Source organism: Legionella genomosp. 1 (assembly GCF_900640215.1).
Classification (GTDB): Bacteria; Pseudomonadota; Gammaproteobacteria; order Legionellales; family Legionellaceae; genus Legionella_C; species Legionella_C quinlivanii_A.
The window spans coordinates 1-13659 of the sequence record NZ_CAAAJH010000013.1 but is presented as its reverse complement, the minus strand read 5'-3'; the positions used below and the strand labels follow the sequence as shown (position 1 = coordinate 13659).

Sequence of the window (13659 nt, the reverse complement as noted above, 5' to 3'; positions counted from 1 at the left end):
CATCAGGATTTAACTCTGTCTCTGCGTTTGCTGTTGATTAGCAAATAAATGCCGGGCAGCACAAAGAGTGTAAACAAAGTGCCGATTGCCAGACCACTGACTAACACTGTTCCAATCGCATGTCGTGACTCAGCGCCCGCATCCTGGGATAGCAGTAAGGGAATTGCACCAAAAATCATCGCCCCCGTAGTCATTAATATAGGGCGCAGGCGAAGTGAACAAGCCTGCCTCACGGCTTCACTGGCAGCAAGTCCTTTCGCACGAAGCTGGTTGGCGAACTCAACAATCAAAATACCATGCTTGCTAATCAGTCCGATTAAAGTGATTAAACCCACCTGTGAATAGACATTCAGGGATTGTCCGGAGAAATAGGTAGCCGCTAAGGCCCCTGAACAGGCTAAGGGTACGGTAAATAGAATAATAAGCGGGTCAATAAAATTTTCAAATTGGATCGACAAGATGGCATAAATAAACAAAATCGATAAAAGTAACAGGAACAGCATGGTATGGGACGATTCGTTATAAGCTTTTGCGGCACCGCTCCAGGTCAGTTTGTATTGAGAGGGTAATTCAGTTTTGGATAATTTCCATAACTGCTTCATTGCTTTATCAATAGATTCTTTGGCAGGAAACTGAACATGCAGGGTGGTAGAGCGCATTTGCTTATAGTGCTCGAGGGTGGCTGGTTGGGATTTAGCATTCATAGCAGTAAAGGCTCCCAGCGAAACCCGCTTGCCCTCCGGTGTAGTTAGATAAAGCTCGTTTAAGGTCCAGGGAGCGCTATTGCCTTTAACCGTTAAATTATAAAGCACACTATCTTTTTGAAAAGTGAGTGATTTATCGGCACTGAAAAATACTTCAATGGTTTTGGCCACCTGGGCGGGAGTTAATCCCAGTTTGCTCAAGGCATTATTATCCAGTTCAATGGAGTAGCCGAGAGTATCCAGACGTAAATCATAACTGGCGGATTCAAATTGTCCGCTGCTGTCGAGCACCGCTTTTAATTTTTCAACATGATCAAATAAATCACGAAAGCTGTCGGGTGTTGAAATAATGAGAGAAAGTTCAGCTCCCTGACCTGCATCATCAATTCCCGGCAAACCAGTATTCCAGCTCCACACGGAAGGATCCACTGAGGGAATGTCTTTAAACTGCGGACGCAGATGCTCAACAATCTGTTCTGCCGACTGTGATCTCTGAGAATGAGGTTTCAGCGGGAGTAAAATACTCGCGCCCCAATCACCCATAAAAGTTAATTTGTAATCCGATTCCTTGATGGAGTTAGTAGTTTTTTCAAACGCACTCACTTTTTTATCCAGATCATCTAAGGATTCACTGCTAAGAGGCGGCGTATAAATACCAACCAGGCCGCGATCTTCCTTGGGAGCGGTTTCTGCAGGAGTATTATAATACAGCAGAAAGCAAATGCTGATGGTGAGGATTGAGGCCAGTACTGCAAACCAGCGCTTGCTGAGGACACGCGTAAGCGCATGGTTGTACCGCTTTGTCAGGTTTTCCAACAGTGTGTCAATTTGAGGCCAACGGGGCGTTGCATGGTTATCTAAAAATTTTGCACACATAAGCGGTGATAAGGTAAGAGCCACCATTCCGGAAACAAAAACGCTGCCGGCCAAAGCCACCGCGAATTCTACAAATAACTGCCCCAGCATCCCATCAATGAAGGCGAAAGGCATATAAACGCTGGCAAGGGTAAAGGTCATCGCTATAATGGCAAAGCCAATTTCTTTGGCACCCAGTATCGCCGCATTCAATGCGGTTTCACCTTTTTCGATGTGACGCCAGATGTTTTCCAGAACAATGATAGCATCATCAACTACCAGGCCTATCGCAAGCACCATCGCAAGCAGCGTCATTAAGTTGATGGAGAAACCGAATAGCTTTAGAAAAATCATAGCGCCGAGCAATGAAATGGGAATGGTTACCAGAGGAATGAGTGTGGCACGCCAGTTTCTCAGGAAAAGAAAAACAATAATGAGCACCAAAATGACTGCTTCAAGAATTGCGGATTGAATATTATGCAAAGAGGCATTAATGAATTGCGATTGATCCAGAATAATACTGGCATGGATTGAAGAGGGAAGGCTTTGCTGGACCGCCTGCAGGGTCGCTCGAACTTGCCTGGAAACCTCAATTGGGTTGGCGTCATTCGCGCGGTTAATGGATAATACGATCCCTGAATGGCCATTGACGCGCACTCGAAACTGACTGTTATCGCTTATCAATTGAACATCGGCAATTGATTTTAAAAAAACAGGATGTTTTTTATCTGCTTTAATGAGCAGGTTTTCATAATCCTCCACAGATTTTAGGTCGGAGTTTAAGGTGCTCGGGATTTTGTTTTGATAATTCCCTGCCGGCAATGAAACACGGCTTCGCTCAAGGGCGCTCATTACCTCATCTACATTGATGCCAAACGCGTATAATTTCTTGGGATCAAGGCTGATGTTATAAGTGTAAGGCTGTCCCCAAACTCTCACTGATGAAACACCTGGAACACTGCGAAATTCATTTTTTAAGCGGAGATTGGCAAAATGAGTCAGGTCAGCGAAGGCTAAAGTCCTGGATTCAATCGCGATCCCAATAAATGGCAGACCAGTATTCTGGCGCTGACGCTCGATGCGGGGGGATTTTACTTCGGCGGGTAAGTAGGATTTTGCCAGACCTACCGCGTCCTGGGTGGCGCTTAATGCTCTGTCCATCGGAGTGCCGGTGCGAAAGCTCAGAGTGATTTCAGAAGAGCCGCTTTGTGATTGAGAGGTGATGGTCTCCAGACCTTCAATCCCTGATAAATTATCTTCAAGTATATTGGTAACAGCGGTTTCAACCAAATCCGGACTCGCGTTGGGGTAATTGGTACTAACACTGATCGTTGGAAAGGTGATGTCAGGATATTCTCTGAGTGAGAGCGACTGAATGCACAGTAACCCCACTACCACGACGAGTGCATTAAGAATAATGGTTATGACCGGATGTTTAATGAAATAACTGGTGATTTTCATAATGAGGCATTTTTTGTTGGCTGTGGTTTGAATTCACTGACTGACATTCCTGGATATAGACGTTCTTGCCCTTTAATAATCAGTTTTTGCCCCTCTTGCAAGCCTTCAGTAATTTCTACAGTCGATTTATCTTTGAGCCCCGTTTTAATCGATGCCAGTTTGACTTTTCCATCATCAAGAATGTAGACGAAAGGAGCGCCATTTCTGAGAAAAATGGCGGATGAGGGTACCACTATTACATTTTTCTGTTCGCGTACAAGCAAATCGAGTTCCACGGTTGAACCAATCAGGCATTCCTTACAAACAATGTCGATATCGGCAGGGCACATGTGCGTTTCTTCATCCAGCATTGCTTGTACATGGGAAAGCTTATAATTCCGGTTCAATAATTTCACGGTTTGCCCCACCCTTATTGTCGGGAGAGTGCTGCAAGGCAGGTCGATATCGACGGCCAGCGATTTGGGATCATAGATAGTAACGATCGCATCTCCCTGGGTGACCTGCATGCCTTCACGTTTTTTGTAGACACCAACCACACCATCAAAAGGCGCATAAAAACGCAGGTTATCCAAATCAAGCTTTGCCTGAGCTAATTCTTTCTGCGCGGCCAGCCAGATTTGTTTTTGTTCATCTGCCTCTTTCGGGCTGACATAGCCTTTTTTAATCAAAGCGGGATCCGCAAGGCGCTGATATTGCTGACGAGCTATTTGCTCAGCAGTTTCTGATAATTGCAGGGATTTTTCATTATCGGGATTATCGATTTTGGCAATTAATCCATTTTTGGAAATTGTTTCGCCAGGGTTAGCCATGATATCGAGAATTCCGCTGCCTTTTGCGGTTAACACCGCAACGTGCTTGGGACGAATAGTACCTAGCAGATGAATAGTTTCCTGAATATCGGCTTTTTTTAATGTCAGTGTTTCAACTACTTTTACCGGGTTGCTATTGTCCTTGGCGGAGCTTGTATGAAAAAGCCAGTAGGCAACAATCACAAGAGGCAATATCACAAAAAGGATGTGTTTTTTGGTTAATCGAATTGGCTTAACTCTAAAATTCGCCATAATCAGACTCTCTAATCATTGGTAATATCTGAGCGAGGATGGATTATCCTAACACAACTACGGTAGAGATTGGACAACTTATTGATTAAGGTATTTTAATGAGATTCAACTGACTCTTTCAGCACTTCAACCGGTGCTGTAAATAAATACCCGCCATTACGAATCGTTTTTATCAACGCGGGCTTTTTGGCATCCAGTTCAATTTTCTGCCTTAAACGGCTAATTTGAACGTCAATGCGGCGATCGAATGGGTGGAGATCGGAGTGTTTGGTTATCTGTAACAAAAACTCTCGTCCCAGGACTTGCTGCGGCTGTCGAACGAATGCATGCAGCAGGTCATACTCACCCGCGCTTAGCAGGAGCTCATGGTGATCATTGCTAAAAACCTGTCGAGATGCCGGGTAAAGACGCCATTCTGAAAAAAGTAATACTTCTTTCTCAGCTTCTGCATTTTGAGTTGCCCTTGCGACTCTTCGACTAATGGCTCCGATACGAGCGTGCAATTCGCGCGGATGAATTGGTTTAACCAGAAAATCATCAGCTCCGGCTTCAAGCATGTTTACACACAGTTGTTCATTGATTTGATTGCTGATAACAATTAGCGGCACATTGAAACGTTCATAGATCTGATGAATTTTTGCCGGGTTTGCTTCAAGCAGTGTGGCCGAAATAAGCAAGGCGACAGGCTCTTCACAAGTTGTTTCAAGTTCTGACAAGCTCTTGATTGAGACAATATTAAAATTAAATTTATTAAAATAATCAGCCATTTGGCTTTCCGGAAGCGCATCGTCAATGAAAAGCAGGGGTTTGCGATGCATGGGCATAAATAAAACTCCATTAATTTTTAATAGACAGTATTTTCACAATTATATACCTATTACACTTTAATTTCATCGCGTGTGAAGGGGATATCCGCCTCCATTTTCTGATGAAAATTGTTATTGTTCAGTGCCTTGGGACTAAGCTACAATCAAATAATAAGAGACGGACAAGGTGTGATCTCCCAAGCTGGAAAGAATCAGGGACACTGCTATTAATTTAAGGGAATTTTGTCATTCCCGCGAATGCGGGAATCCATGCCTCAGTTGGCATTATAGTAGCTCAGAGATGGATCCCCGCCTTCGCGGGGATGACAGTTTAATATAGGTGAGTGACAAGGTTACAGTTTAGCAATACTTTCAGAGGGGAGGCAGGAGGTAAGGGATGACAGAAACCATGCATGTACCGTTACCTTGGTTGATTGATGAAAATTGCCGATTAAAGGCTGAATTAAAATATGCGATTAAAATTAACGAGGCGAAGCTAAAGCCTTTGCTGGAATCGTCGCCGACCCCGTCCTACAAAACGAGCAGTATTGTTGAGTATTGCCATGAGTTAATTGAACTGTATGAGAAATTATCCCGTCTGAACTCCTCTGAGGCTAATCCCGTATGGGAGTCGCCGCTTTTGTTTGAAACAATTTACTCACAATGTATTGCCAGAATTGAAAAATGCCGCATGAAATGGAGGCAGTGCAGTACTGATGAAAACGAAGCCCGCAGCGTTGATAGCTTATTATTTTATTACAGGAACCTGATGGCCCTGGTCCTTGACCATGATCCTAAGGCTAATTGCGGCGATAATGAACTGCTGGCTCCTTTACTGAAAAAAATAATACAGGCGAAATCAGCCAGTGAATGGCTGAGTGCAATTATTCATTTCGCCAATCGCTTTAATGACAAGGTCAACATGGCGAAAGAGCAGTTTTTGCATTTAAATGAACGCGATTGTCTGGGTTTTTATCAGCAATTGACCGAGCCTGAATATGTCGAACTGGTCAATGCCCTGTTTTTTTATAAAACGCAACCGGGATTGCTATACGGCAATCGATTGAGTACTGAAAAAGAAATTGAAGTTAAAAATACGCTCTGTCAGTTACATTATTTTATCGAGGTCATCCATCAAACGATTTTGCATAATCTAAAACAGCGTGGCTATAATCCAGTTCAGGATTATCTTTTTCATGGAGATGAATTACCTCCCGGGATTTGCGTTGAAATAAATGAGATGACAAGAGAAATTATCAAATCCGCCCTCCAGCAATGCGAAATGCCCAATTTCCTGTCCACCAATGATCTTATCCATCAGGGCCTTAATGATTTGTTTCGCGCGTATAAATACTGGTTTAATCCCAATCGCCTGATTGACGCCGCTATGTACCTGCAAAGCCAGTTGGTCTCTCCTGTATCAGAACCGGAGGGCAATGAATTTTTGCAGCAAATGGTTATTCTTTATCAACAGCTAAGCACAGAGCAATGTATCGACCTGTATGGTTATTTTTCAAATAAAGATACACGCTATTTGCTTAGAACTTTACAGGCAGCGGCGCAGGGCCAGATCATTCGTGATGTGGAGTTGCTCAGGGAGAATGAGCGGTTAGCAGTCATTCGTGTTTACCAGGTTATGGAGGACTTGATGGCCGCTTTACTATGCGAATTAAAAAATCGCCATATTCTAATGGCCGCCTATCCTGATTTCAGACAAGATACAGTTGTAAAGCCAGGGAGACGAAATCTGCAGGCTCTAAGCCGTATTCTGACGCTTTATTCGTCACCAGAGATGAATCAGAATTCGAGACTGGAGACATTATTTAAGTCCCTGGAAAAACTTCAGCAGGGATAGACAAGCCCTCCGCGGGCTACGTCACCCCATTCATGAGGATGAGTTAGAAATCTTTGGCATCTCTTTAAACGCTGGCGGAGTTTGCGGATAACCTGACAATTGTTTCTGATAAAAATTAAGCAATTGTTCAAGCAGTTTTTGTCTCGGTGAGTGTTTTGCGAAAGCCGACTGAGCCTCATCAGTCCATTCCCCGGTTTTTAAATTCAGGATCACCGTAATATAGGTTTCATTATCGGGATAAAGAGCAAGCAGCCAATCGCCATCCAATATTCCATAAAGCTTCATTGCATCGATAAGGGGCCAGCGATCGGGACGAATTTCCAGCTCATCGGTTTGGGGATTCACCCAGAAAAGCAGTTTGCCATATTCGACTGCTTTTTCATTACTTAGGGCTGAGTTGGGTAGAAATCCGCTTTCAAGCATCACTGGTCGGCTTTGTTCATTCAAATGGGTTTGTGTTTTTAAAAAACCTGCCAGTGATACGCCGTCAGATAATGGGGTTGGGTGAATTTTAAGATAGGAGTAGACAGTGGGGGCGATGTCCATTAATACCACACGGTCCTGCACAGTTTTTACCTGGCTAACGGTTGCCCCCTGCTGAAAACTTACCATGCCCAGCACACAGAAAAACTGGTCCGGACTTAATAAATCGGAGCCATGTCCGGCGCTGCGTTGTAATTCAGTAGCGGTTTTTTGAGGGAAATAGGACTCGAGACGACTTGAGCCGCTGCCCTGATACAGCTTAGGATCGATTTCCCTGGACCCTTTTTTATACAATACTTCGCCATGATCACTTAATAAAATAATAAGACTGTTATCAGTGATAGCGGTTTTTTCCAGAAAATCAAACAATGTCTTAACTTGCTGATCGACTTTATGCAGTGCTGCATAATAAAGTCCCTCCCGCTCTTCGAGACTGTATTCATTTTTAACTTGGGCTGCAGAAGAGGCTGCCCAGGCATAGGGCCAATGAGGTAAGGTAAAATGTACGGCTAAAAAAACAGGTTTTTTCCTGTTTAGCTCAAGAACAGAGTGCTGCAATTCTTTATTGAAGGTCTCAGGGTAATAGGAAAAATGACCGGCGCGATTCATGTAGTTGTAAGGAAGCAGCCAGCGGCTAAGGCGAAAATTAATTAAAAAATTGCTGAGTGGAAAATCATAAAATGAGCCGAGCAGTACATCATTAGCGCCAATTTTAGGGCCGACTATTTTTTGAAAACCAAACTCTTCTCCCAGATTATTGAATCGTCTGTCGTCTGTGGCAAAAATGGTTTGATATCCTGCCTTCTTTAGAGTCCATGCAAAGCTTGCGGCACTGTCAATTTCTTTCTTTGAGATAAGATTTTCTCTGGCGCGATGATGAAGTGGATGCAGGCCGGTTAGGATACTTGCCCAGGCAGAGTAAGTTCGTGCCAGAGGACTGACCGTGTTGGTAAAATGCACACTATTGGCAAGAAATTGAGCGATGAACGGGGTATGTGCCTTGCTAACCTGGCTCGGGCTTAAAGAATCCACGCCGATGATGATAACATTTGGCGATGCCCCTGCGATAAAATGTGTCTCTTTTTTTGACCAGGGCAGGAATAGAATAATGATTAATAATATTAAGCTGATGCTCACTTTTGTATTTAGCAAACAGAATCGATAAAGGCTAATCAGACCTGCCAGCAATAATAAGCCAAGTGAGATCAGAAGGGCAGCAGTAATCAGAAAGGGTGGAAGTCCCGGAACAAACAATTTGCTAAAGGCGCTTAAGGGAAAAAAGTGGCAGTTAAGGCTTAGAATGGCAATCAGAGAAATTATTAGGATAGTAAGAATACGCCGGTCCAGGTGCTTTTGGGAAATGGGTATCGGTGTAATTCCCCATAATAAGAAAACCTGAATCAGGGTCAGGAGAACGTGCAGGATAATTTGCAGCAAAAAGGCGGCAATTAACTCCCCATACACTTTCCAGGGCAAGGTTACCGCGTGGATAAAGCTGGCGCTTAAGGAGAAACTGTAAATTAATTGAAATAAGAGAAATAACAGGTTAAATCCTGCAAAGCTATAAATGCCCTGTTTTATAATCTGCCTAAAACGCGTTACCATCCGATGAGTAGAATATTAGTTAACCTAATGGCATTCTGAGCTTGATAGGCTGGAATAGCAAGTAATCTTAACCGGCCTGATTTCCAACGGTTGTATTCAAATGCCAGTTGTAAACATAATTGTCAATGGTATTAACATGCTTTAACTGATGTTTGAGAGGCTCTTTGGCAAACTGCCTGATATGATTGATTACATTTTGTTTGGTTTCGCCAAAATCCTCACTAAACCAATCGTATATTTTGGAAACGACCAATTCCCCCTCAATAACCTGCACGCCTCGCAGAGAATTGACATAATCAAAGGCTGCCAGATTTAATTGCTGTTCCAGTTTTTCGCCGGTATAAACCTCTTTCCCCAGGTTAGGAGCACCAATTGCGCCATTATTTAAGGCATAATGACTACGGGAGTCATTCCATATAGGGCGAATGATACGATTTTGGATTTCGTCCAGAGACAATGAAATATTATTGACAGTAATCAGCTTGGCTCCCCAGGGCCCAATACTGAATAAACCGGGTGAAATATTGATTTCATCAATGCTGTTTACCGGGAAATAACTGGCAACAGTATGCACGGTTATTGCGTTATACACATTGATCCAGTAAGCGAGTTGCTCTGCTCGATTGTACTCGCTGATATTAATGCCTGACATTCGCTCAATGTATTTTTTTAAAAGCTGACGATCGGTTTCCCTGACATTAGGATAATCAATCAGATTGATTCCCTCTTCATTTGTAATGAGATGTTTTTGCAGAAATTCCTGCCATTCTGAATGTTGAATAACTGCTTTAGACAGTGGATTGTTAACTTCCCAAATAGGCCATAAACTTTTGTTAAAAGAGGCAAAGATATTACCTGTTATAAAAAGCAATAAAAAAAGAACTGAAATTCTAAGGCTTTTACTCATTCACAAGGGCTCGATTACGTAGTGCATTACCAATGGTAGTGACATCCAGGAACTCCAGCTCACCGCCAGAGGGGATCCCTCGTGCCAGCTGACTGATGCGAATGCTGCAGTCACTAAACAATTCGCGAATAAAATGGGTGGTGGTTTGAGCTTCAACGGATGGACTTAGGGCAAGGATAATTTCCTCAATCTGCTCTGACAGAGCCAGATGGCGTAAGCGCGGCAAACCGATGTCCTCAGGACCCAATCCATCGAGTGGAGAAATTTTACCCATGAGTACAAAATACTTTCCCTTATATACTCTGCTCTGTTCAATTGCAGCCACATCAGCAGGTGTTTCAACGACACATAAGACAGACTGCTCACGGGTGTTATCCTGGCATAATGAACATAATTCGGTTTCTGTATAGTTGTGACAACGTTCGCAATGCCTGATTTGCTGCATGGCTTGCTCCAGACAGGCAGCAAGATGCAGGCCGCGTTGACGCTGGTGTTGCAGCAGGTGGAAAACCATGCGCTGGGCAGATTTTGGACCCACCCCTGGTAAACAGCGCAGTGCCTCGACAAGCCTGGTCAACGCATTCATAAAACTTATTATTCCTTGTCTTCTTCTTTCATGAAATCTGTTGGAATATTCAGTCCGGCAGTCAGTTGGCTGATTTCATCTTTAGATGCTTTTTCAACTTTACGATTGGCATCATTAATTGCCGCTGCAATTAAATCTTCCAGCATGCTAACTTCTTCATCCAGCAGTGAAGGATTAATTTTGACTTCGACCGCGTCATGGTTGCCTTTCATTTTAATACGCACCAGGCCGCCGCCAGATTCGCCGAGTACAGTGAGCAAATTCAATTTCTGTTGTGCTTCCTGCATTTTTTGTTGCATTTTTTGGGCTTCTTTCATTAGATTGCCAAGATTTTGATTAATATCCATGTGTAGCTACCTCATTTAAGTTAATTAACTAATTATAATGTATCTTTGTTAGGTACAATAGAATTTTTGACGATCTCTCCGGAAAACTCCTGAATTAACTGTTGTAAAAAAGGGTCTTCCTCCAGGTGTTTCTCTGCTTCCTGCATGTTTTTTGTTTGCTCTATTTGTTTAACCTGCGCAGGTGAACTTTCTATGGTTTCCTGAACGCTCAGATTAATACGGATATTGGTTTTATAAAATGCAGACAGAGTTTGTTCTATGCGTTGTGTAATCCCGGGCGAAAACAGGGAGTGGTGTCCCTTGGCGACTTGCAAAAAAATATCCTTGTCGCTGCGTTTAATAAATTCAGCATTTTCTACGGCAGTCAGGGCTAGTCCGCTCAATTTTAACTGGGGAATAATTTGTGCCCAGTTTTCCTCAATGATAACCGGAGCTGTACTAATCGCAACCTCCGGAACTTCTGAAGGTAAAGACATGGCCTTAACGGGTGTTTCATCTAAATGCCTGACAACGTTCTGCGGCGGCCTCGTAACATCGTCAGATGGTCCTGGTTCATCTCGGACAATTTCCTCTGTTACAGCAAAAGCCTTAGGCGGCTCTGGTGCTTTGGAAAGGGGAGCAGACTCTAATTGCACACCTGTAAGCGGAGGGATGACGGATGTGGTCACCGGCTTGAAACTGAGCATGCGGAGCAGAGTCATTTCAAAACCGATTAAAAGGCTGGGAGCCAAGTGGATCTCATCAATGCCTTTAAGGGCAATCTGATAAAACAATTGCACATCTGCTGGTGTAACCTGAGTTGACAGGCTTTGTGTCTCAACTGAAAAGTCAAGTAAGGGATGAGAACCAGGTAAAGCCTGACTGACAGAAATCTGGTGAAGGTGATTGATCAGTTCTTCAAGAACAAAAATGAAATGACCACCCTCGGCAGCAATCTGACGGCTTGTGTTAATAATTCTTCCTGCATCTTCAGCAAGCAGTGCTTGCAGCAGAATCATGGCATAATCTTTTTTTGTATGTCCTAAAAGGCTTTTCGCAATTTCAGCGGTCAAATGATTATCAGCAGTGGCAATAGCCTGGTCAAGTATACTAAGTGCATCCCGCATGCTGCCTTTAGCCGCTCGCGCAATAATCTCAAGAGCCTGATGTTCAAAACTGTAGTTTTCTTCTTTGAGAATAAGCTCCATCTGACTAATGATAACCGCAGGCTGCAATGGTTTAAGATTGAATTGTAAACAACGAGATAGAACAGTTGCAGGCAGCTTCTGCGGATCTGTCGTCGCTAACAAAAACTTAACATGTGCAGGGGGTTCTTCCAGTGTTTTGAGTAAGGCATTAAAACTATGCTGCGAAAGCATATGAACTTCGTCGATCAGATAGATCTTGTAGCGGCCTGTCGTTGTCGCATATTGTACATTTTCCAGAAGTTCACGAGTGTCTTCAACACGTGTTTTTGATGCACCGTCTATTTCAATCAAATCGATAAACCGGCCCTGTTCAATGGCGAGGCATGTATCACAGGACAGGCAGGGTTCGGCACTGACACCGAGTTCACAATTAAGTGCTTTGGCCATTAAGCGCGCGATACTGGTCTTTCCAACGCCGCGGGTTCCAGTGAAAAGATAAGCATGATGAATACGTTGCAGGGCCAGTGATTTGCTAATGGCTTTATTGATATGTTCTTGGCCAACCAGTTGCGAGAAAGAACGTGGTCGCCATTTACGCGCCAGCGCAAGATAACTCATAGACATTCTTTAGTAATATGGCGGCAGCTTCAGAAGCCACACCTCGGCGCCCGAATCAATTACTACCGCTGCTCCCTTCCGGGCCTGACGGGGTTCATAATCTATCGTCGCGTGGGGACCAATGAAGCCACCATTGTTCAATTCCAAAGATTAACAAAAAAAGCAGAGAATCACCAGTACTATTCACATAAATAGTCAGTTACTTGCTTAAGAAAGATTGAAAAGCGCCAGATAGTATATATATTAATAGTTTAGGCAGGCAGGTGTTGAAAAAAAATTAGAAATATTTTGAATTAATACTGGCAAAATTCAGAGAATGGTCTAGACTGAAACTTGAGGCGTTTCATCCGGGTACAGATTTCAGATAATTGAGAATAAATCAGCCTCTGAAATAAACGAAAGTACTTTGCGATAGTGGTATTCCTCCTAAACTTATGAAGTAATAATGAATGTAAGCTCTGCTAAACGTTCCATTTACTGGGTCAAGAAACTTTTTTGAAGAAATTTGCAAAAAGTGTTTGACAAGGGAAGTGAAATCCGTAGAATACGCATCACGCCTTCGGGGCGAGTTGATTAAGAAGATGAAGACAAACTGTGTGGGCGCTTGAAGAGATTTGAGTGCTTGAGAAGTAAAGAATATAGTCAGAGAAATTTGACACAGGATATTAAACTGAAGAGTTTGATCCTGGCTCAGATTGAACGCTGGCGGCATGCTTAACACATGCAAGTCGAACGGCAGCACGACCTAGCTTGCTAGGTGGGTGGCGAGTGGCGAACGGGTGAGTAACGCGTAGGAATATACCTTAGAGAGGGGGATAACCTGGGGAAACTCAGGCTAATACCGCGTACGTTCTTCGGAATAAAGCTGGGGACCTTCGGGCCTGGCGCTTTAAGAATAGCCTGCGTCCGATTAGCTAGTTGGTGGGGTAAGGGCCTACCAAGGCGACGATCGGTAGCTGGTCTGAGAGGATGATCAGCCACACTGGGACTGAGACACGGCCCAGACTCCTACGGGAGGCAGCAGTGGGGAATATTGGACAATGGGGGCAACCCTGATCCAGCAATGCCGCGTGTGTGAAGAAGGCCTGAGGGTTGTAAAGCACTTTCAGTGGGGAGGAGGGTTGATAGGTTAAGAGCTAATTAACTGGACGTTACCCACAGAAGAAGCACCGGCTAACTCCGTGCCAGCAGCCGCGGTAATACGGAGGGTGCGAGCGTTAATCGGAATTACTGGGCGTAAAGGG

At 43.8% G+C, this 13659-nt stretch carries 9 protein-coding genes, 1 rRNA gene and 1 other RNA gene; 2 read left to right on the top strand and 9 right to left on the bottom strand.

The window, feature by feature from the left end:
- Positions 1 to 2: 2 nt before the first annotated feature.
- The 3 genes from E1O89_RS11815 to E1O89_RS11805 all read right to left on the bottom strand — a co-directional run bounded on the left by E1O89_RS11815 (position 3) and on the right by E1O89_RS11805 (position 4905).
- Positions 3 to 3020, bottom strand: coding sequence for an efflux RND transporter permease subunit (locus E1O89_RS11815; protein WP_133140341.1), 3018 nt, complete (start codon positions 3018 to 3020; stop codon positions 3 to 5).
- Positions 3017 to 4081, bottom strand: coding sequence for an efflux RND transporter periplasmic adaptor subunit (locus tag E1O89_RS11810; protein WP_133140340.1), 1065 nt, complete (start codon positions 4079 to 4081; stop codon positions 3017 to 3019). Before E1O89_RS11810 ends, E1O89_RS11815 begins: the two co-directional genes overlap by 4 nt.
- A gap of 95 nt (positions 4082 to 4176) precedes the next feature.
- The gene (locus E1O89_RS11805; protein WP_370637187.1) at positions 4177 to 4905 is read right to left on the bottom strand and encodes a response regulator transcription factor; all 729 of its coding nucleotides are present in this window, start codon (positions 4903 to 4905) and stop codon (positions 4177 to 4179) included.
- A 379-nt stretch (positions 4906 to 5284) separates the two neighbouring features.
- Between E1O89_RS11805 and E1O89_RS11800 the strand changes: the two genes are divergently transcribed.
- Positions 5285 to 6742, top strand: coding sequence for a hypothetical protein (locus tag E1O89_RS11800; RefSeq protein ID WP_133140339.1), 1458 nt, complete (start codon positions 5285 to 5287; stop codon positions 6740 to 6742).
- A 30-nt stretch (positions 6743 to 6772) separates the two neighbouring features.
- Here the strand turns inward: E1O89_RS11800 and E1O89_RS11795 are convergent, their stop codons facing one another.
- The 6 genes from E1O89_RS11795 to ffs form a co-directional block, all read right to left on the bottom strand.
- On the bottom strand, positions 6773 to 8830 hold the full coding sequence (locus E1O89_RS11795; RefSeq protein WP_133140338.1) for a sulfatase-like hydrolase/transferase: 2058 nt from the start codon (positions 8828 to 8830) through the stop codon (positions 6773 to 6775).
- 67 nt (positions 8831 to 8897) lie between these two features.
- A complete protein-coding gene (locus tag E1O89_RS11790; RefSeq protein WP_112220442.1) occupies positions 8898 to 9737 on the bottom strand; it encodes a DUF547 domain-containing protein in 840 nt (279 codons plus the stop codon).
- A complete protein-coding gene (gene recR / locus E1O89_RS11785) occupies positions 9730 to 10323 on the bottom strand; it encodes a recombination mediator RecR (RefSeq protein WP_133140337.1) in 594 nt (197 codons plus the stop codon). The genes E1O89_RS11790 and recR overlap by 8 nt, the downstream gene beginning before the upstream one ends.
- An 8-nt stretch (positions 10324 to 10331) precedes the next feature.
- Positions 10332 to 10670: a YbaB/EbfC family nucleoid-associated protein gene (locus E1O89_RS11780; protein WP_112220440.1), complete on the bottom strand. Its 339-nt coding sequence runs from the start codon at positions 10668 to 10670 to the stop codon at positions 10332 to 10334.
- Positions 10671 to 10702: 32 nt separating this feature from the next.
- Complete coding sequence (gene dnaX / locus E1O89_RS11775) at positions 10703 to 12415, bottom strand: DNA polymerase III subunit gamma/tau (RefSeq protein WP_133140336.1); 1713 nt, start codon at positions 12413 to 12415, stop codon at positions 10703 to 10705.
- 27 nt (positions 12416 to 12442) lie between these two features.
- Positions 12443 to 12539: signal recognition particle sRNA small type (gene ffs, locus E1O89_RS11770), an RNA gene on the bottom strand.
- Positions 12540 to 13082: 543 nt separating this feature from the next.
- On the opposite strand from ffs, the gene E1O89_RS11765 reads away from it, so the two are divergent.
- Positions 13083 to 13659: ribosomal RNA gene (locus E1O89_RS11765) — 16S ribosomal RNA — on the top strand; the annotation flags it as partial.

Bases quoted from the DNA above. Each gene is read 5' to 3' on its own strand.
- E1O89_RS11815 (WP_133140341.1), bottom strand. From the start codon at position 3,020: ATGAAAATCACCAGTTATTTCATTAAACATCCGGTCATAACCATTATT.
- E1O89_RS11810 (WP_133140340.1), bottom strand. From the start codon at position 4,081: ATGGCGAATTTTAGAGTTAAGCCAATTCGATTAACCAAAAAACACATC.
- E1O89_RS11805 (WP_370637187.1), bottom strand. From the start codon at position 4,905: ATGCCCATGCATCGCAAACCCCTGCTTTTCATTGACGATGCGCTTCCG.
- E1O89_RS11800 (WP_133140339.1), top strand. From the start codon at position 5,285: ATGACAGAAACCATGCATGTACCGTTACCTTGGTTGATTGATGAAAAT.
- E1O89_RS11795 (WP_133140338.1), bottom strand. From the start codon at position 8,830: ATGGTAACGCGTTTTAGGCAGATTATAAAACAGGGCATTTATAGCTTT.
- E1O89_RS11790 (WP_112220442.1), bottom strand. From the start codon at position 9,737: ATGAGTAAAAGCCTTAGAATTTCAGTTCTTTTTTTATTGCTTTTTATA.
- recR (WP_133140337.1), bottom strand. From the start codon at position 10,323: ATGAATGCGTTGACCAGGCTTGTCGAGGCACTGCGCTGTTTACCAGGG.
- E1O89_RS11780 (WP_112220440.1), bottom strand. From the start codon at position 10,670: ATGGATATTAATCAAAATCTTGGCAATCTAATGAAAGAAGCCCAAAAA.
- dnaX (WP_133140336.1), bottom strand. From the start codon at position 12,415: ATGAGTTATCTTGCGCTGGCGCGTAAATGGCGACCACGTTCTTTCTCG.